Origin of the sequence: Pseudovibrio sp. W74 (assembly GCF_001623085.1) — a bacterium.
Lineage (GTDB): Bacteria > Pseudomonadota > Alphaproteobacteria > Rhizobiales > Stappiaceae > Pseudovibrio.
This window is the reverse complement of sequence record NZ_LMCJ01000008.1, coordinates 326946-346844: the sequence shown is the minus strand read 5'-3', so window position 1 is coordinate 346844 and position 19899 is coordinate 326946. Positions and strand designations below refer to the sequence as shown.

The 19899-nt window shown below is 53.5% G+C and carries 18 protein-coding genes; 10 read left to right on the top strand and 8 right to left on the bottom strand.

Features of this window, described 5'->3' with window-relative positions; all coding sequences use genetic code 11:
* From PsW74_RS07825 to PsW74_RS07815, 3 genes are all read left to right on the top strand, one after another.
* A partial coding sequence (locus PsW74_RS07825) for an ABC transporter permease (protein ID WP_244277844.1) occupies positions 1 to 763 on the top strand: 763 nt, incomplete at its 5' end.
* On the top strand, positions 763 to 1905 hold the full coding sequence (locus PsW74_RS07820; RefSeq protein ID WP_063288506.1) for an ABC transporter permease: 1143 nt from the start codon (positions 763 to 765) through the stop codon (positions 1903 to 1905). The genes PsW74_RS07825 and PsW74_RS07820, both read left to right, overlap by 1 nt.
* The gene (locus tag PsW74_RS07815; RefSeq protein WP_063288507.1) at positions 1898 to 3520 is read left to right on the top strand and encodes an ABC transporter ATP-binding protein; all 1623 of its coding nucleotides are present in this window, start codon (positions 1898 to 1900) and stop codon (positions 3518 to 3520) included. The genes PsW74_RS07820 and PsW74_RS07815 overlap by 8 nt, the downstream gene beginning before the upstream one ends.
* Before the next feature lie 38 nt (positions 3521 to 3558).
* Here the strand turns inward: PsW74_RS07815 and PsW74_RS07810 are convergent, their stop codons facing one another.
* A complete protein-coding gene (locus PsW74_RS07810) occupies positions 3559 to 4869 on the bottom strand; it encodes a DUF3422 domain-containing protein (RefSeq protein ID WP_063288508.1) in 1311 nt (436 codons plus the stop codon).
* Between the two features lie 221 nt (positions 4870 to 5090).
* On the opposite strand from PsW74_RS07810, the gene PsW74_RS07805 reads away from it, so the two are divergent.
* Both PsW74_RS07805 and PsW74_RS07800 read left to right on the top strand, forming a co-directional pair.
* Positions 5091 to 6584, top strand: coding sequence for an alkaline phosphatase (locus tag PsW74_RS07805; RefSeq protein ID WP_063288509.1), 1494 nt, complete (start codon positions 5091 to 5093; stop codon positions 6582 to 6584).
* Between the two features lie 166 nt (positions 6585 to 6750).
* Complete coding sequence (locus tag PsW74_RS07800; protein ID WP_057465294.1) at positions 6751 to 7443, top strand: HD domain-containing protein; 693 nt, start codon at positions 6751 to 6753, stop codon at positions 7441 to 7443.
* Between the two features lie 4 nt (positions 7444 to 7447).
* Here PsW74_RS07800 and PsW74_RS07795 read toward each other — a convergent pair whose 3' ends face one another.
* A complete protein-coding gene (locus PsW74_RS07795; protein ID WP_063288510.1) occupies positions 7448 to 8500 on the bottom strand; it encodes a LacI family transcriptional regulator in 1053 nt (350 codons plus the stop codon).
* Between the two features lie 205 nt (positions 8501 to 8705).
* Here PsW74_RS07795 and PsW74_RS07790 point away from each other — a divergent pair, with 205 nt between their 5' ends.
* From PsW74_RS07790 to ugpC, 4 genes are all read left to right on the top strand, one after another.
* Positions 8706 to 9956, top strand: a complete 1251-nt coding sequence (locus tag PsW74_RS07790; RefSeq protein ID WP_063288511.1) for an ABC transporter substrate-binding protein — start codon at positions 8706 to 8708, stop codon at positions 9954 to 9956.
* Positions 9957 to 10056: 100 nt separating this feature from the next.
* A complete protein-coding gene (locus PsW74_RS07785) occupies positions 10057 to 10968 on the top strand; it encodes a sugar ABC transporter permease (RefSeq protein WP_057465399.1) in 912 nt (303 codons plus the stop codon).
* Positions 10968 to 11849 carry a carbohydrate ABC transporter permease gene (locus tag PsW74_RS07780; RefSeq protein ID WP_057465290.1) on the top strand — a complete coding sequence of 294 codons (882 nt, stop codon included), beginning with the start codon at positions 10968 to 10970 and terminating at the stop codon, positions 11847 to 11849. Before PsW74_RS07785 ends, PsW74_RS07780 begins: the two co-directional genes overlap by 1 nt.
* Before the next feature lie 5 nt (positions 11850 to 11854).
* Positions 11855 to 12970 (top strand): sn-glycerol-3-phosphate ABC transporter ATP-binding protein UgpC, encoded by a 1116-nt coding sequence (gene ugpC / locus PsW74_RS07775; RefSeq protein ID WP_063288512.1) that lies wholly within the window; start codon positions 11855 to 11857, stop codon positions 12968 to 12970.
* Positions 12971 to 13026: 56 nt separating this feature from the next.
* On the opposite strand, the gene PsW74_RS07770 is transcribed toward ugpC, so the two are convergent.
* Entirely contained in the window at positions 13027 to 13668 is a 642-nt protein-coding gene (locus tag PsW74_RS07770; RefSeq protein ID WP_063288513.1) for an MBL fold metallo-hydrolase, read from the bottom strand.
* Positions 13669 to 13760: 92 nt separating this feature from the next.
* On the opposite strand from PsW74_RS07770, the gene soxR reads away from it, so the two are divergent.
* Entirely contained in the window at positions 13761 to 14228 is a 468-nt protein-coding gene (gene soxR / locus PsW74_RS07765; protein ID WP_063288514.1) for a redox-sensitive transcriptional activator SoxR, read from the top strand.
* A gap of 64 nt (positions 14229 to 14292) precedes the next feature.
* Here the strand turns inward: soxR and PsW74_RS07760 are convergent, their stop codons facing one another.
* From PsW74_RS07760 to PsW74_RS07740, 5 genes are read right to left on the bottom strand one after another with little or no spacing between them, the layout of a single operon-like run.
* On the bottom strand, positions 14293 to 15021 hold the full coding sequence (locus tag PsW74_RS07760; RefSeq protein WP_063288515.1) for an SDR family oxidoreductase: 729 nt from the start codon (positions 15019 to 15021) through the stop codon (positions 14293 to 14295).
* Positions 15021 to 15827 carry a cyclase family protein gene (locus PsW74_RS07755; protein WP_063288516.1) on the bottom strand — a complete coding sequence of 269 codons (807 nt, stop codon included), beginning with the start codon at positions 15825 to 15827 and terminating at the stop codon, positions 15021 to 15023. Before PsW74_RS07755 ends, PsW74_RS07760 begins: the two co-directional genes overlap by 1 nt.
* 2 nt (positions 15828 to 15829) lie before the next feature.
* Positions 15830 to 17089: an SDR family NAD(P)-dependent oxidoreductase gene (locus PsW74_RS07750; protein WP_063288517.1), complete on the bottom strand. Its 1260-nt coding sequence runs from the start codon at positions 17087 to 17089 to the stop codon at positions 15830 to 15832.
* Complete coding sequence (locus PsW74_RS07745; protein ID WP_063288518.1) at positions 17089 to 18267, bottom strand: thiolase family protein; 1179 nt, start codon at positions 18265 to 18267, stop codon at positions 17089 to 17091. The genes PsW74_RS07750 and PsW74_RS07745 overlap by 1 nt, the downstream gene beginning before the upstream one ends.
* Entirely contained in the window at positions 18264 to 19883 is a 1620-nt protein-coding gene (locus tag PsW74_RS07740) for an AMP-binding protein (RefSeq protein WP_063288519.1), read from the bottom strand. The genes PsW74_RS07745 and PsW74_RS07740 overlap by 4 nt, the downstream gene beginning before the upstream one ends.
* Positions 19884 to 19899: the final 16 nt, after the last annotated feature.

The window sequence follows — 19899 nt, the reverse complement described above, 5'->3', positions numbered from 1 at the left end:
CTTCGGAGACTCGTTTTTCTTCTCCAAGCCGGTCACAGAAGTCATCGGCTTGCGTCTGCCGCGCACACTCGCTCTGGCCTTCACTGCCATGGTGCTGGCTCAGTTCATTGGCGGTGCGCTTGGTGTTTACGCAGCCATGAACCAGTACAAGCTCGGTGATACCATTTCGACAATTGTTGCCTTCCTTGGCATTGTTATTCCGAAGTTCGTTATCTCGCTGATAATTCTGTATTATCTCGCCTTCGTCTGGCACTCTCCTTACATCGGAGCACTGCAATCACCCGAGTATCTTCTGCAGGACCACTGGTCACTCGATAAGCTCTGGGATTTCTTCAAACATGTCTGGCCAATCTTGCTCATCTCCATCTGGGCCGGGCAGGCTTATACCTTGCGCATGATGCGCGGCAATCTGCTGGATGTGATGAAATCTCAATACATCGAAACAGCTCGCGCCAAAGGGCTGTCTCGCAGTCGCATCATCTTGGTGCATGCCATCCCCAATGCGCTGCACCCTGTCATCATGAACATCGGCAGCCGCTTTGAGTACATGGTCAAAGGTGAGATTGAGATCGCAATCGTTCTGGGCGTTCCAACCATCGGCCCGCTGATCCTCTCCTCAGTTGCCGAGCGCGACATGTATGTGGTCGCTGCAATCTTCATGCTCGTTGCCACCATCATGGTTGTCGGAAATCTGGTTGCCGACCTGCTGCTCGCTCTCATCGACCCGCGTGTCCGCCAAGCTGCAATGGAAGGAAATGCGTGATGACCCAGATCGACACTGACGCAATCAAACACGGCAGCGTAGACGCTCAGCAACTGGCAGAAGACCGGCCCTCTATTTCTTATTGGGGTCTCGTCGTTCGTCGCTTCATCCGTAACAAATACGGCATGGTAGGTTTCATCGCCTGTATGCTGATCTTCCTGACAGCTATTTTCGCGGGCTTCATCGCGCCGTATGGACCGCAAACTGCCAACCGGGCAGCGCTGTACTCACCACCGCAAACGCTCCATTTCTTCGCGCCTGATGGCAGCCTGACAACGCCGTATGTCACGGGCTTCAAAGAAGAAATGAACATGCAAACCTTTGAGATCACGTTTATTCCTGATTTTGATAAAATCTCGCATGCCGCTTTGTTCGTGGAAGGAGAACCCTGGCAGTTTCTGGGTCTCACCTTCACAACACATCTGTTCGGCACAACAGATGGCAGCAAGTTCCATATCCTCGGCACTGACAATCTGGGCCGTGACGTCTACTCACGCATGATCTTTGGTACACGTATCACACTGCTCATGGCGCTCATGGTGATGGGGGCCGCTTGCGTGATCGGGATCATTCTTGGAGTGAGTTCAGGATACTTCGGTGGCCTGTATGATCTTGTGGTCCAGCGAATGGTCGAGTTCATCAAGGCCTTCCCCGATCTCCCGCTTTATCTGGCTTTGGTCGCCTTGTTGCCGCGCCGTGCGGAACCGGTCACGATCTTCATCATGTTCGCCTGCATCCTCGTCTTGCTCAGATGGGCAGATCTGTGCCGCGAGCTGCGCGGGAAGGTCTTTTCCATGCGCAATCTGGAATACGTCCGCGCAGCAGAAGCCGTTGGCGCCTCAAGTAGCCGTATCATTGGCGCACATATCGTTCCCAACACATCTTCGCACATCATTGTCTGGGCAACCTACCAGCTACCCGAGATCATTCTTCTGGAGAGTTTCCTGTCGTTTTTGGGCGTGGGCATTCAGCAGCCGATGGTGTCCTGGGGCAGCATGCTCAACCAGATTCTCGACTTCCAATCGTTTAGCGCTGCGCCGTGGATGATGGCTCCAGTCGGCATGATCATCATTTCCGTACTTGCCTTCAACGCCGCTGGCGATGGCCTTCGTGATGCAATGGATCCCTACAGCAATGCCTAGTATCGACCAAACACAACACAAAGACCTGCTCACCATCCGCGATGTAGCCGTCACCTTCAAAACAGTGACCGGAACCGTTGAAGCGGTGAAAGGAGTGAGCTATGCCGTGGCAAAAGGCGAGACATTGGCCATTGTCGGGGAGTCCGGTTCCGGCAAATCGGTCACCGCCCGCGCAATCATGGGCATGCTCGCCGAAAACGCGACACTGGCTCAAGGTTCCATGATCCGTTTCGAGGATCGAGACCTGACGACCACGAGTGAGTTGGAGCTGCAAAAGATCCGCGGCAATCGCATCTCCATGATCTTTCAGGAACCTCTGACAAGCCTCAATCCAGTGTACCGGATTGGGGACCAGATCATTGAGATGATCCGCTCACATCGCAAAATCTCCAAGACTGATGCTAAAAAAGAAACGCTCCGGCTGTTGGATGAGGTGAAGATCCCAGACCCAGAGGCCAGATTCAGTCAATATCCGCATCAGCTTTCCGGCGGTCAGCGCCAGCGTGTCATGATCGCGATGGCACTGGCAAACGAGCCTGACCTGCTCATTGCAGATGAACCAACCACCGCTCTTGACGTGACTGTCCAAGCTGAAATCCTCAAACTCATGCGAGAGCTGCAAGAGCGTCACCGCATGGCGATCATCCTCATCACACATGATCTGAATGTGGTGCGTCAGGTGAGTGACCGTGTCTGTGTGATGCGCGCAGGAAAGATTGTTGAAACCGGACGCACCCATAAGGTCTTTGAGACACCATCTCATCCATATACTAGGCACTTGATTGAAAGTGAGCCATCCGGTGTGCCAGATAAACTGGAGGAGGGCCTCGATGAGCTATTGGATGCAGATAAGGTCCGTGTCACGTTCACCTCAAAACATGGTGGCTTGTTCAGGCGCAAAACCAAAGAACTGGTGGCCGTCAACGACATCTCGCTCAACATCAGATCAGGCGAAACGCTTGGCATTGTTGGCGAGTCAGGTTCCGGAAAGTCCACATTGGGCATGTCCATCCTTCAGCTCTTAAAAGCAGATTCTGGCACTATCACCTTTGATGGAAACAGGGTCGACAACCTCACCAGAAAAGAGCTGAAGCCTCTCAGAACTGATCTGCAGGTTGTGTTTCAAGACCCGTTTTCCTCGCTTAATCCCCGCATGGTTGTGGGGGAGATTGTGGGTGAGGGCCTTAAGGTCAACGGCATCGGTGGAAGCCATAAGGAACGGCAGGTCATGGTGGCCGAAGCGCTAGATGCTGTGCAGATGCCACGCAGCACCATGGACCGCTTTCCCCATGAGTTCTCAGGAGGTCAGCGCCAGAGGATCGCTATCGCACGCTCCATCGTTTTAAAGCCGAAATTCATACTGCTGGATGAGCCGACCTCTGCGTTGGACCTGTCCATTCAGGCGCAGATTATCGAGCTGCTGAAAGACCTGCGAGAGAAGCTGAAGCTGAGTTATCTCTTCATCAGTCATGATTTGAAAGTGGTGAAAACACTCTGTCACAACGTCATGGTGATGCAGCACGGAAACGTTGTCGAAGCTGGCAATACGCTCGATGTTTTGCATCGGCCGCAGACAGAATACACACAGCGACTGGTCTCAGCGGCTTATCTGTAAATGTTCAGGATGGCGGCGATAACCGTCGCCATCAAACTCTAGTGTGCAGCTTTCAGCCTTCTCAATGCGTACCAAAGCACACCAACCACCAGCGGCACAGATGCGGCCATACCAACAGCCGGATCAAGCGGGGAGCCAACAGCCTTGGCACCTTTCAAAGCGTATCCGATCAGGCTGATGACGTAGTAAGAGATAGCAGCAATCGAAAGCCCTTCCACCGTCTGCTGCAATCGAAGTTGAAATTTTGCACGCTGATCCATCGACTTCAGTAAGTCTCGGTTTTGTCGTTCAAGCTCCACATCCACCCGGGCGCGCAACAGACCGACAGCTCGTGTCAGCTTTCGCGAAAGGTTGGCTTGTCGCTCTTCAATAGCACGGCACGTCTGCATAGCTGGCGCGAGCCGGCGGTTGAGAAAACGCCCAATCATGTCGTAACCAGAGAGGTTGCTCTCCCCAAGAGTGTCCAGACGCCGCCCGACAATATCGGAATAGGCCCGTGTTGCCCCAAATCGGAAAAGGCTTTCCATCGCAGAAGCTTCAAGATCTGCCGCAAGAGAAGAAAGATCTGCCAGCAGCTCCTCGTTGTGCGCCAGAGAATGTGCTTCTACGTCTCCTGAATTGCGCAGTTGAGCGGTTATGCCCACGAGTTCCTGCTCAATGCGGCTTACAGCGGTCTGCTGCTTCCGCGCTTCATAAAGCCCCAACAAAGAGAGAGTCCGGTAAGTCTCCAGTTCCAGAACACGCCGCACGGTTGCTCCCAGTTCCAACGGAGACAGCCCATGATCCAGCAGCAGAAATGAAACAATGCCATCATCACCGGCCTTGAAGTCGGTGACCAGCGTCGCACGTCCTTCAATGATTTGGGAAACACTCAGGCTTGCCAGATCAAACCCATCAGACAGATCTCCAGCCTCGGGATGTTCCGCAGCTTTTATCGTAAGCTGAACGGCTGCAATCAGTTGCCCCGGAGGGGTGAGCTGGCCCTTGGCAAAGAGAGAAACATCTTGTGCGCAAAAGCTTGAGGGAAGAGGCTGTTCCACAGCATAGGTAGAAAACTCGCTGTGTTGCTCCCAGCGTAAAGAATAGCCTTCAAACGTCTTATGGAGATAGTGCTCTGAGGCTTTTGAAGTGGTGCTCGTTTCCTCTGAGATAAAACGAAGCGCAGCTTGCTGTTCTGCTTGCTTGTTATCCTGTTCGACCATGAAGGCATACTGCAGAATTTGCCACTCCCCATGCATGGGGACGAAGGGACGGGCATGAACTTCTGCAAGAATGGCCTGGCGCAGCGGATGTTCGGGAAGGTACCGCGCAGTACACGCCTCCTCCAACATGTCATCAATCTTACCCAAAGCGTGCCCCTCATGGTCTTTAAACCAGAAAGTCCAAGTGTGGAGCAGGCAACTCTGGTGATCTACATAAAAATACGTATTGCGCCGGATTGTCGCAGAAGGAGCCGGAGACGTTGCAATCAAGATGAAAACTAACTCGAATTCTTCCTGTTCAGCACAGCTAACCCTAAGAATTGTAAAGTACACACTGCGCCCGAAACATCACCTTTTGAGGATTTGAAATGAAAACGCCACTTGTTGCGCTCCTGCTGGCCTGTTCCGCATCCTATGCTTCGGCAGAGACTGATTTCCCTCAAAAAAACAACAGATGGTTTGAGGCCGCAGAGACGGAGATTGAGAGCAAACTTGCTCAGCAGCCGATCACCAAACCGGCTAAAAATATCATTTTGATGATCGCGGATGGCAACGGCATCTCAACAAACTATGCAACGCGGGTCTTTCAGGGGCAGCAAAATGGATTGCTGGGCGAAGAAAATGTTCTGCCACAAGAGGCCTTTCCGCACAGCGCACTGGTCAAAACCTACAATGTGAACGCCCAAACGCCAGATTCTGCGGGAACCGGTACAGCATTCCATTCAGGCGTGAAGACCAAAGCCGGTGTCCTCGGTGTCGATGAAACACTAAATGTTGGTGACTGCTCGGCTGTCGAAAGCGCCAGTGTCGCAAGCATTGCAGAAGTGATGGCTGCAGAAGGCAAGGCGGTCGGCATCATCTCAACTGCAAGCCTCACGGACGCAACACCAGCCTCAGCCTACGCCCACGTCGCCAGTCGCAGGTTTGAAGACGATTCTGACGTGCCAGAGGGATGCGATGTGCCGGATATTGCAGCGCAGCTGCTTGAGCAGATCAAGAACGGCACCATTGATATCGCTTTTGGAGGAGGGCAGCGCCATATGCTGCCTGAAACCAAAAAGACCATCGAGGGCACTGCTGGAAATCGCAAGGATGGACGCAACCTGATCGAGGAAGCCAAGGCGTTTGGTGCATCTTATGCTTGGAATGAGGCTTCCTTTAATGATCTTGATCCGTCTGGAGATAAACCTGTCCTTGGCGTCTTCGCAGCAAACCATATGCAGTATGAGTATGACCGGAAAGATCAGCCCTCCCTGGCCGAAATGGTGAAATGGACCATCGAAGCGTTGCAGGATAATGAAAACGGCTTCTATCTTACGGTAGAAGGTGGTCGTGTCGATCACGCCAATCATGCCGGAAATCTCTATCGTGCCCTCACAGACGGTGTCGCATTCGCGGACGCTGTCGCCATGGCCAAAGAAATGACCAGCGATCAGGACACTCTGATCATCGTCACTGCGGATCATGCCCATACTTTGTCGTTCAACGGCTATTGCGGACGCGGTACGCCGATCAACGGGCTGTGCATGGGCATCGACAATAATGGCGTCAAACACACCAATGAAATGCACCTGATGCTGGATGGAAAACCATACTCTGTCGCCAGCTATCTCAATGGTCCCGGCTCAATTCTCACAGAAGAAAACAACTGGTTCGGCACGCGTTCAGTGTTGTCACAGGAAGAGGCAACAGACCCAGACTTCAAACAGCAATCCTTGCTTCCAACGCCCTCAGAAACCCATTCGGGAGAAGATGTTGCGGTCTATGCAAGAGGTCCATGGGCGCACTTGTTTGATGGTACAATCGAGCAGAATTACATCTTCAATGTCATGAACTACGCTGCAAACGCCAAAAACCGCTAGCATGATAAGGAAGTGTTGTCGTGATGCTTGGTTATATCATGTAAGCGGCGATCGTTAACTTCAGCCTGAGCCCGCGGAATTTTATCGGGGGTTCAGACCAGTTTTGCCTCGAAATGCACACTGACCTGACGTAGGTTTCGGGCTCATTTGATAACTGTGAGTTCCGATGATTGAGTTCGAAAAGAATTTGGAAGCGGCGCTGAAAGCGCACGATCAGAGTGATGATGCCAGCCATGATCTGTACCATGCACGCCGCGTAAAACTGGCAGCGCTGGACATCGCTCAGCGTCGCGGTGAGGGCGATGAGGAGGTGCTGATCGCAGCTGCCTACTTGCATGACCTGGTCAATGTCCCCAAGAACTCTCCGGACCGTGCAAAGGCTTCCAAGCTGTCAGCTGATGCCGCTGAACCGATCCTGATTGAGCTGGGTGTTTCTGCAGCAAAAATCGAGAAGATCAAGCACGCCATTGAAGCGCATAGCTTTTCAGCTGAAATCGAGCCGCAAACGATTGAGGCCAAGATCCTGCAGGACGCAGATCGTCTGGAGTCCCTCGGCGCAATCGGCATTGCCCGCACTTTCTATATCGCCAAAACCATGAACTCTAACCTGTTCCATGGTGGCGACCTGTTCGCCAGCGACCGTGATCTCGACGACAAGACATTCGGCGTTGATCATTTCGCCCTCAAACTGCTCAAACTGCACAAAACCATGCAAACCAAGGAAGGTCGTGAAGTCGCGCGCGAACGCACCGACTACATGATCGGTTTCCTGAAACAACTGGCCGCAGAAACAGGTTTTACCTATCCGGAAGGCGATGACCTCTGGATCGAAGAGGAAGCACCGAAAGTCGCGTCCTGAGAACTCAGTCCTGATAGGATTTGAGAGCTGGGAATGTGATGTCTGGGTCCTGGATGGTCTGTTCAAACGGGCCGTCCGGGTGCAACATCGTCTTCAGCAGATTTGCTCCCAGCAAAGCACCGGCCTGCCGAATATCCTCGCTGATATTGTCGATCTGTGGATCAATCTGATGCAGCGTTTGTGAACTTGATTTCACAACCGCATCAAAATCCCGCCCACGCTCTTTACCTGCCTGCCGATACCCGTTCGCAATCGCAAGGAAAGAAGTCTCACCGGGGCAGATAAATCCATCCGGTGCATCGCTGGTTCCAGCAATCGTCTGTGCCCATTCAAAGATCTCCGGCATATCTGAATCAAGATTGATGCCTTCAGGAATGTAGCACTGCAAACCTTCTTGCCGAATAGCCCGCATATACCCGTAATTCAGATGTTGATAGAACGTGAAATGGTTGGGCGGTAGAATAACGCAAATCCTGCGCCGTCCTTTTTGCATCAACCGCAAAACAGATTCGTAGGCGAATTTCTCGTTGTCATAATCCACATATGAGTGTTGATAGCCGAATTCAGTGCGTCCATGTGTGGTGAACGGAAAGCTGCGCTCCCTCAAAAAACGCACCCGCTCATCAAAAGGCCTCGTCCGCGAAAAGATGATTCCGTCAGCCAGCTTGTTGCGAACAATGTATTCAACAGGCTCAATCGGATCACCGCCAAGGAACTGTGGTGTCACATTAAGATGGTAGTCCGTACCAGCCAATGCATGAGCCACACCTGTGATCAGCGAGTTCCCAAACCCCAGAATCTCGTTATGGGGGTCAAGAATCAGTGAGATTACTTTAGTCTTTCCGGTGCGTAATCTTTGCGCAGCACGGTCCGGAACATAGCCGATTTCTTCAGCAACTTTACTTACGCGCAGCCGGGTTGCCTGTGCAATCTTTTCATCACCCTGAAGTGCCCGCGAGACAGTTGTCACCGCAAGGCCGGTGATCTCCGCAATTGTCTTCTGCGTAGGTTTCGAGGTGGTATGAGTGGAGGAATTTGGCGGTTTTTGTGTCGACATGTGAAGCCAGTTACCTCCCGTAAATCAGTTAGATCTTCGTTATAACGATACAACAAAATAGGTGAGTATCATTTGATACAAAAAAGATCATTCAAGTCAATGGGTTCACTTTTTGCATTGACAGATCCGATATTTGTAACGTTATAAGTACTATGTTAGTCGTATTTTTGTGTAGAAATTTTAAGTTGTGATCGGGAGGCAACACATGCACAAACTACTAGTAAAAACCACATCGGCTCTGGCTCTGTTGGCAGCAACAGCTGCTCCATCTTTGGCAACAGACGTGGAAGTCCTGCATTGGTGGACAGCAGGCGGTGAGGCAGCTGCGCTTAACGTTCTGAAGCAGGATCTGGAAACTCAGGGCATTGGCTGGGCAGATATGCCTGTTGCTGGTGGCGGCGGCGAAAGCGCAATGACTGTTTTGCGTGCACGCGTAACCGCTGGTAACGCACCAACAGCCGTTCAGATGCTTGGGTTCGACATTCAGGACTGGGCAAAAGAAGGCGCTCTGGCAGACCTCAACGCTGTTGCAGCTAAAGAAGGCTGGGACGAAGTTGTACCTGCAGCACTTCAGCGCTTTGCAAAGTACGATGGCAAGTGGATTGCTGCACCAGTAAACGTGCACTCCACCAACTGGGTATGGGCAAACAAAGCAGTTCTGGATGCAAACGGCATCGCAACTCCAACCACTTGGGAAGAGTTCACAGCAGCGCTTGAGAAGCTGAAAGCAGCAGGCGTAACGCCGCTCGCACACGGCGGTCAGGCTTGGCAGGATGCAACTCTGTTTGATGCAATCGTCATGGCCACTGGTGGCGCAGACTTCTACAAAGCTGCCTTCATTGATCTGGACGAAGCTGCTCTTGGTTCCGACACCATGAAGGAAGCGTTTGATCGCATGTCTGTTCTGCGTGCAAACGTAGACGACAACTTCTCTGGTCGTGATTGGAACCTTGCAACTGCAATGGTCATCAACGGTGAAGCTGGCTTCCAGATGATGGGTGACTGGGCAAAAGGTGAGTTCCTCGGTGCTGGCAAAAAGCCAGGCGAAGACTTCCTCTGCTTCCGTTTCCCTGGCACTCAGGACAAGGTAACCTTCAACGCTGACCAGTTCGCTATGTTCGATCAGGGCGGTGAAGTGTCTAAAGAGCAGGCTGCCCTTGCAAGCGCAATCCTGTCTCCTGCCTTCCAGTCTGCATTCAACGTGGTGAAGGGCTCCGTTCCTGCACGCACAGACGTTTCCGACGAAGCGTTTGATGCATGTGCAAAACAGGGCATGAAAGATCTGGCTGCAGCTGCTGCAAGCGGCAACCTTTATGGTTCCATGGCGCACGGTCACTCTGCACCAGCATCTGTTAAAAACGCCATTTATGACGTTGTAACAGCACACTTCAACGGTGAGTTCGATTCCGCTACCGCTGTTGATGAGCTGGTAGACGCTGTCTCCATCGCTAAGTAATTTTAAGTGGGGCCGACGATGTGTTGGCCCCATTTTTCCCAAAACAACATAGAATCTGGGGGCAGGGATCATGGTCGATCAGACCAACTCATCCGTTGCCATGGCCGCTGACTATGCGACGCCAACGGCAGTAAAACCGGACCTGCGGACAAGACTCCAAAATCTCATTCCCAAACTGGTGTTATCACCCTCGTTGGCTTTGATCTTGGTCTTTGTCTATGGATTTATCATTTTCTCCGTATACCTTTCCTTCACAGGAAGCCGTATTCTGCCAGTCTATGACTGGGTCGGACTGGAGAATTATGAAAAGCTGTTCCGGCTACGGCATTGGTCCATTGCCATCAAAAACCTTGGCATTTTTGCAGGTTTGTATATCGCAGTCTGCACAGCTATCGGCTTGGGTCTTGCGATTCTTCTGGACCAGAAGATCCGCGGAGAAGGCTTCTTGCGTCCAATCTTCCTGTATCCGATGGCACTCAGCTTCATCGTAACGGGAACAGCATGGAAGTGGTTTCTCGATCCGGGCATCGGCCTTGAGCACACAATGCACTTGTGGGGCTGGGAGAGCTTCGAGTTTAACTGGATCAAGGACCGTAACTTCGCCATCTACACGGTTGTGATTGCAGCTGTCTGGCAAACAAGTGGCTTTGTTATGGCCATGTTCCTGGCCGGACTGCGTGGCATCGATAACGAAATCCTGAAGGCCGCACAAATCGACGGGGCATCCAACTGGAACATGTATCGCCGGATCATTATCCCGCAACTGCGTCCAGCCTTCCTGTCAGCTTTCGTGATCCTGTCTCACCTTGCCATTAAGTCCTACGATCTTGTCGTGGCACTGACGGGTGGTGGACCGGGCAGAGCGACGGAAGTACCGGCGACCTTCATGTATTCCTACACCTTTACCCGCAACCAGATGGGCATTGGCGCCAGCTCCGCTGTTATCATGCTTATGACCATCGCTGCGATTATGGTGCCTTACCTTTATGCCGAACTGCGGGAGAAAAAATAATGTCCGTAGCCTCGACAGATAATGCCATCAGCACAGGGCGCATCACCCGTGCATTCATTTACCTGATGCTGATCCTGTTCGCGACATTCTACCTGCTGCCGTTTGGCATTATGGTTCTCAACTCCGTTAAGCCTCTTTCAGAGATCACTGGCGGAAACATGATGTCACTGCCTCAGGTCTTCACGCTGGAACCCTGGTTCAAAGCCTGGAACAGCGCGCAAATCGGCGTAGAACCGACAGGTCTGAAGCCGTACTTCTGGAACTCCCTCAAAATGGTGTTTCCGGCAGTTACGATCTCAACCGTTCTGGGTGCTTTGAACGGTTACGTGCTGACCAAGTGGCGCTTTAAGGGTGATACCATTCTGTTCGGTTTGATGCTGTTTGCCTGCTTCATTCCATTCCAGATCGTTTTGATCCCAATGGCGCGTGTGCTTGGCTTCCTCGGCATTGCAGGGTCAACGCCGGGTCTGGTGCTGGTGCATGTGGTTTACGGCCTCGGCTTCACCACGCTGTACTTCAGGAACTACTATCAGGTGTTCCCGACAGAGCTGATCCGCGCAGCTCAGATTGATGGGGCAGGGTTCTTCCGCATCTTCTGGCGCATTATGCTGCCAAGTTCCGGTCCAATCATTGTTGTCTCTGTCATCTGGCAGTTCACCAACATCTGGAACGACTTCCTGTTCGGTGCCTCGTTTGCTGATCTGGACAGCCAGCCAATGACGGTTGCGCTGAACAACCTCGTCAGTTCGTCAACGGGCGTCAAAGAATATAACGTTCATTTTGCCGGAGCGATCCTCGCCGCATTGCCGACACTGCTCGTGTACATCGTGGCTGGCCGCTACTTCGTAAGAGGCCTGATGGCCGGATCGGTGAAGGGATAAGACCTATGAGCTTTCTGAAAATCAACAATGCGACCAAGTCTTACGGCTCAACCAAGGTGCTTCACAACATCGATATCGACGTGCAGGAAGGGGAATTCCTCGTGCTCGTCGGGCCGTCCGGTTGCGGAAAATCCACTCTGCTCAACATGATTGCTGGTCTGGAGGATATCACCTCCGGCACCATCGCCATCAAAGGGCAGACCATGAACGGGGTTCACCCGTCCAAGCGTAACATCGCAATGGTGTTCCAGTCCTATGCTTTGTACCCGAACATGACGGTCGGTCAGAACATCACGTTCGGTCTGGAAATGCATGGTGTTGCCAAGCCAGCGCGCGAAAAGGCAATGAGCGACGTTGCCGAGATGCTGCAGATCAAACCGCTGTTGGGCCGTAAGCCGGGCCAGCTCTCCGGCGGTCAGCGCCAGCGTGTGGCCATGGGCCGTGCATTGGTGCGTGATCCGGATGTGTTCCTGTTTGATGAGCCACTCTCCAACCTTGATGCGAAACTGCGCGTTGATATGCGCACGGAGATCAAGAAACTGCACCAAAAGCTTGGAACAACCATTGTTTACGTGACACACGATCAGATTGAGGCAATGACGCTGTCCACGCGCATTGCTGTCATGAACGGTGGGTACGTACAGCAGTTGGGTACGCCAAAAGAGATCTATGACAACCCGGCAAACCTGTTTGTCGCCAGCTTCATGGGCTCTCCAAGCATGAACCTTGTTCCAGCTAAGGTTGTTGCTAGTGGTGATGGCATCTTCGCCCAGCTTCCAACGGGCCTCAGTGATCAGGTGAACCTCAAGTTCTCCAATCCGACCGAAGCTTTGAAAGGTTTTGATCAGAAGGAAATCGTGCTGGGCATCCGTCCAGAAGCGATCACCGACCCTGAAGGGGCTGACCGCAAGGCAAACCACATCGAGCAGATCACAAACCGCGTCATCGTAACGGAGCCAGCTGGTTCTGATACCTACGTGATGTCATCTCTCGGCGGCAAAGACTGCAATGCACGCATGCGTGCGGATGCACAGGTCGTTGCCGGGCAGGACGTGCCATTCGCGATCAATATGGACAAAGCCATCCCGTTTGATCCTTCCTCAGAAATGCGCATCGCGTAAGTCTCAGGAATGCAGAATTCTGAAAGCCGGGGTGGAAACACTCCGGCTTTTTTGCATCAGCGTTCCAGCTCTGCAATCTTCTCATTCATCAGAGCGTGCCATTCAGGCTGGGTGACCTCAACAATCTCATAGTTCCCCATGGCGACACTGCAAAAGATCACATCTACCGGCAGGACCCGCAGGTTTTTCAGTGAGGTGACGAGCTCTTGCTTGTTGCCGCCATCACTGGACATGACCAGTGTTTTGAAACGGCCATTGTCCAGATAGATCGTGTCACCGGTAAACAGATAATTCTTGCCAGTGGGTGAGGGGTAATAGAAGCACAGGTTGTTGTCCGTATGCCCCGGAGTGTAAATCGCCTGAATTCCGTCAGAGCCCACAAATGGCCCTGAACCCCTTAAAAGTAAATCTGGCTGGACATCACCACTAAAGAACTTCTGAATGTTTTCATGTCCGATCAGCGTTGCACCAAGAACGAACTTCAGCTCGCTCAAACCCTCAGTGATCTCGTGATTGTGCGTGAGATAATGCTCATTGACTCCACCTAACGCGCGCAACTGCGCCGCCTCATCCAAATTCTCAAAGGCTGAGATAAGGATGTTTCTGGCTGGCGTTTTTAAGAAATATGCATGCGAGAGGAGCGTTCCGAACCGCTTTTCGAGCGGGACTTGCCACAGGTCCGCGTAAATCTTGTTCATCTGCCATTCCTCATTGGGTCTTGATTACTGTCATGATCTCTTTTAATTCCTCAAGTAATGTTGAGGTCAAGGCGAAAAATAGAGGAATGACAATGGTCTCCTTGCAAGGGTTAACCGTCGGGCAGGTCGCAGAGCGCAGTGGCATCGCAGTCTCTGCTGTTCACTTCTATGAAGAAAAGGGGCTCATCAGCTCCTGGCGCAACAACGCAAACCATAGAAGATACTCCGCAGCCGTCCTGCGTAAGATCGCCGTGATCAAGGCCGCGCAAAAGCTGGGCGTGTCTCTAAAGGAAATCAAAGCGGCCATGGATCAACTGCCCAACGAGAAGAAGATCTCGGCAGCGGATTGGGCCAAACTCTCCACGTGGTGGCAGCAGGATCTGGACAACCGCATTGCAGAGCTTCAGGACCTGAGAACAGGCCTTAACGAATGCATCGGCTGCGGTTGCCTCTCCCTGACTGACTGCCATCTCCTCAACCCGGAAGACAAACTCAGCAGTGATGGAGCAGGTGCCCACTTACTCGGGTGGCGTCGGAAAATGCCAGCAGAAGAACACTGACTCAGCGGCATCAGACATGTGCAGTCATGAGCTGAATCTGATTCAGAACTTTAACTGCAAGGAATTACAGCAGGGCAGTCCCCACACTCATCCCACCGCAGACAAACAGCGTCTGCCCGGTGATGAAGCTGGACTTGGGATCAGCAAAGAACATAAAGGCATTGGTGATGTCCTCCACCGTGCCGATGCGGCCAACAGGAATACCATCCGCCAGCTTTTGCTCTTGTTCACTGCCCTTAGGAATGATGCCCCAGAAATTGTCTGTCTTCACTGGACCCGGTGCCACCACATTCACCGTAATCTGATGCTGTGCCAACTCCAGCGCCCACGTCCGCGCCATCCCGATCATACCAGCCTTGGAGGCACTATACGCCGTCCGTGTCTTTGCTCCCAAAGCAGCACGGGAACCGTTAAACAACACCCGTCCGAACTGCTTCGCCTTCATACTCGGCAAAAAGGCTTTGAGCAGCGTCAGCGCTGATCCCAGATGAAGTTGGGCAAGTCCGGCAATATCCTCAGCCTCGGCATCCTCAATCAGGTTGGGGAAGATAAGCCCCGCGTTGTGAATGAGATGCGTCACGTCATGCTCAGCCGCAATCGCCTCAGCAGCAGCGCTCACTTGCGCCTGATCCAGCAAGTCCGTCTGATGGAAATGCAGTTTGGGATGCGTAAACTCAGGCTCGCGGCGAGATAGGCAGATGACCGTATAACCAGCCTCCAGCATCTCTTGAGCCAAAGCAGCCCCAATGCCCTTGTTGCCGCCTGTGATGACCGCTGTGAATTCTTCTGACATCAACGGCCTCCCTTCGGCACCAGCGCCAGAACGCGCAGCGGGCTACCTGTCCCGTTTTTGATCTTCAACGGGGCACATAAGATCATGGCACCCGTGGCAGGCAACTGGTCCAGATTGCACATGCATTGCAATCCATACTTGCCAGCTCCGTGCAGATAAAAATGCGCCGGATAGGGAGGCGTATAATGCACACCTTGGCCCGCATCCGTCCCCACAGTCTCTGTCCCAAACCCGCGAATACCGCGTTCCTCAATCAAAAACCGAATTGCGTCCGGTGTCGGTCCGGGTGAATGTGGCCCGTCATCGCGCATATTCAGATAAGCCGCACCACGGCGCTTGCTCCAGTCTGTGCGCATAAACACCCAGCTGTCCGCCGGAATCCGCCCATGTTCAGCTTCCCACCCGGCAATGATCTCAGGCGTCAGCTCAAAATCATCATCCTGTGCAGACCCTTCAGAACAATCAATCACCACCACTGGCCCGACAAAGTGTTCAGGGGGAATGGAGTCCACCGTGTTGTTGGGTAAATCCCTGCCGGAAATCCAATGGATCGGCGCATCAAAGTGCGTGCCTGTGTGTTCAGAACAGGTGAAGGTGTTCCACTTCCACGCTGGACCGCGATGATCATAGGCGGAGATCTCTTCCATGCGAAAGCGCGCGCACTGCCCAAACTCGGGTGGCAGCACGATCACCGGAAAATCCGGATCAAGCGTATGCGTCAGGTCCACCACTTCCACATCACCGGAAAGCAAAGCAGAGCTCAGCAGCTCAACCGGGTTCACCAGTTTCTCTTTCAAGGCTTCCATGGTCACAGTGCCTCCAGACTTGTCATTTCTTTTTCAAGCACCTTCGGGCTCTCCATGAACTTGCGCCGGATGTCCTTGGCAATGTCACCCACATACACATCCTCCAGCCCTGCTTGCAGAGCTTTCACCAGCTCCCGCGCCAACGCACCCGCAGGCACCTTGGGCGGAGGCAAAGGCTGATGCCATTCATCCTCTGTCGGCCCGCAATACACATTCACCACCCGCACACCAGAGGACGCCATTTCCGCCCGCAAACATTGTGAGAGCGAATGCGCGGCTGCATTGGAGGCGGAGAAGCTGCCAAAGCCGGGGTTGCTGACCAGCGAGTAGACGGAGAGTACGTTCACCCACGCCACAGCACTGTTCACCCCATCCGCACTGCGTCCGGCCATGGCAGGGGCAAAGGCCTGCGCAAGCCGCATCATGCCGAAATAGTTGACCTGCATCTCATCCATAGCAAAGCCCACGTCCCCACGACCCTGAATACCACCGGGCCGCACAAAGCGGGCATTGTTGATCAAAATATCGACCTTGCCACCAAACTCGCCGGCAAGTTCTTGAACGGAGGAAGTGTCAGTCACATCTAAAGAAACCAGCTCAACACCCTGAAGAGACTCAAGTTTGGCGCGGTCAGGGTAGGGGCGCCAACTCTCAGCCTCTCCAACAAACACCGCAGAAGCTCCAGCCTCCAGCAGGCTCTTTGCCAGCACATGGGCATTCGGATTGCGTGCATCTGTGATCAGAACGCGTCGGAACTTCGGATCACACGTCAATTCACGAAGCTGCATATCATCCTCCTGCAACTGGGCTCTTTCCATGGGCAACGCCAGCAAAACGCTCTGTCCGGATTTATCGAGCCGGTTGATCAGCTGCACCTCATCCCCCACTGCTACCTCACTGTGAAGGTGACACATAACGGAGGGGCCAATTTCCAGATGCACTGTCCCAAGCCGCCACGGTGTACGCTCACGGAAATACGTGTTGGTGCTTGTACGCACAGTAGACGTTGCAATCAGCTTTCCGCGCGACGACACATCCTGCCAAACGAGCCGATCAGACAGACAGGAACTGCAAGCATCCCGCGCAGGGTATTGAACAAACCCACAATCCGGCTCTGCGCAGACCTGCAGCATAAATCGCCCCTCAGCGGCAGCTGCGGCCATAAATAGTGCAGAACGGCTACGATAATGAGAAGGCAATGTGGGTACGCGGGTGCGTACCTGCGGGTTCTTTTTGGGTGGTTTTTGAAGCGGTGTGACCATCAACGCGCCCCTTCCAAAATCGCCGCACTGGTGCACACGCCGCGGTCGTAGTTGATTACCCCAAAGCCGGAAACCAAAGCCCGCTTGGCATCCGCCACCTGCGTTGCCCCAGCCGTGCCCGTCACCTGCCGGATTGCCTCAACAAGCCCAATGAACCCGCCAGCAGCTCCGGCCTGACCAGCAGACAGCTGTCCGCCGGAGGTGTTGTGCGGAAAGTCACCGGAAACGGTCAGGTCTTTGTCCGCAATAAACCGAGCCGCTTCACCTTTCGCGCAAAAACCCAGATCTTCCAGCTGCATCATCACGATGACTGGATAATCATCATAGGTCTGAAGCAGATCCACGCTGCCTGGCCCATGGCCTGCCATGCCGTAAAGCTCATCAATATCCATCTCCCAGCCACCACGCATCTGGATTGGGTCTTCTGCAAAAGCATTGTGCCGCTCAATGGTCGCGCTGATATGCGCATGCGGAATCCCAGAGGCGACCGCATCTTCTTCGCGCATCACCAAAAAAGCTTCAGCACCAGCAACAGGCATCACGCAGTCAAACAGGGTAATCGGATCACTGATCTCACGCCCTGCCAGATAAGCCTCCATGGTCAGTGGCTTCTTCATCACCGCATTCTCATTACGCAACGCATTGTCCCGCTGAGAAACGCAGATCCGCCCAAAATCTTCGCGGCCCACGCCAAATTCGCGCATGTAATAGTCAGTCAGCAGCGCAAAGCAGGCATTCGGCCCGCCAGCGCCATAAGGGTAAGAGGCATCCTGCGCGAACCGTGAAAAGCTGGAGAGCATACGCCGGAAACTGTCCACGTGGTTGGTATCCCCCGCAACGCAAGCCACCACAGAGGCATCTCCGCATTGCACCGCCCGCGCAGCCCGGCGTAGCGCGCTTGGGCCGCTGGCGCCGCCCTGCGGAATATGATCCAGCCAACGCGGAACCAATCCCAGATGCTGGGTCAGGCCAACAGCCGTGTCAGGAAACAGCGAGAAGCTGGCGACAGAAAACCCGTCAATGTGGCGCGGTGTAAGACCGGCAGATTTGATCGACTTTCGCAGCGCTTTGGCAATCCACCAATGCGCGGTCTCTGTTGAATAACGTTCATAGGGCGTGCTGGCAGGTGCTGCCACGACAACCCCGTCATACCCCATGCGTTTGCGTGGCTTGATCATGAAACCAACTGCCTCCGCTTCAGGTAGATTGTGTCGAACGCCTCTGATGTTTCAAGCAGTTCAAGTGCCATCTGCTTTTGGGCTGCCCGCTGGATCTTCTGCGTGCCGGTTAGCTTTAAAGAGCTGCAAAACGCGATGTAGCCGGGCACTTTGTAATAGGCCATGCGCTCCAGCCCCCAGCGCACAATCGCTTCTGCAGCATCCTTCGTTTGTTCGCCGCGCCAGACAATCGATGCAAACACCTCATCCCCGCGAATGGCATCTGGGACAGGACAAACAGCAACCGCCTCAATATACGGATGCTGCATCAAGACGGACTCCACATCCACCGCTGCAATGTTCTCGCCACTGCGCCGGATCACATTCTTCTTGCGATCAACGAAGAAGAAATCCCCATCCTCATCCTGCCGAACAATATCACCCGTATGAAACCAGTTGGCTTTCCATGCCTCATCGGTCGCTGCTTCATCCTTGAAGTAATGCGAAAAGAACCCGACACGCGGATCATCGCCCTTGCGCCGTACCAGCAATTCTCCGGGCTCGGTTCCTGTAACAGGCACACCGTCATTACCCATAATGCACACATCCATCTCAGGGCCAGGCTTACCAAGGCAGTTCATGCCGCGCTTACGAGGCTCCTGATTGGCAGCAATCACAGATCCAGCACCGGTTTCCGTCATGGCCCACGCTTCCACCAGAGGAATACCAAAGCGCTCCTCAAACGGAACATGCAGCTTGGCATCAATGCCCGCCCCAAAGCCAAAGCGAACAGAATGGGCTTTGTCTTCCGGCACTTCTGGTAGGCTCATCAGGATTGATGGCATAACGCCCAGATAATGCAGGCAGGTTGCACCACTATCCCGCACATTCTGCCACCAAGAACGTGGGTGGAACCGGTCCAGAACTGTCAGGCACCCGCCAACAGCAATCATCGACATGGCAGAATAAGCCATCGCATTCATATGGAAGATGGGCAGCGGCGTAATCATCCGCTCGCCATCCTCATTCAGCGCACACGTGCCGCCTGCATTGGCGTACCAATGCCCCGCTTCCAGAAAGTAGCGGTTAGCCAGCACACAGCCTTTCGGGCTCCCGGTGGTGCCAGAGGTGTAGAGCATCGCCGCAGGGTCTTCTTGCGCAAGCGAATAGATCTCATCTGAAAGTGTGCGCACAACGGGCAGGGCATCATCCAGTGTGGCACAGGCAAAACCTAGCCCGCTATCTCGCGCAGCTTGCTCCATATCCGCTTTGCGCTCACGTGTTGAGATCGCCAGAACAGGCTCTGCATGTCTGCCGATGTATTCAAGCTCAGAGCTTTGCAGGTCAGGATTGATCGGAACAATCACCACACCAAGCGCATTCAGGGACAACCAGTGCAGAAAGAAGGCGGGGCGGTTTTCAAGCAGAACCAGAACACGGTCTCCAGCTTGAAGGCCAGCTTGCCGATAGCGCGCTACCGCACCCTGCGCCTGAACCAATGCTTCTGCGTAGGAGGTCTCTCCAGCCTCAATGCCGTAAAGCTCGGCAGTCTCAGGCAACGCATTCACAAACGGACGATCTGGCCACTTTTCAGCTGCATCACAAAACGCGCCGAAAACAGATTTATGCTCAATCATTCAAACAACCTGTTTT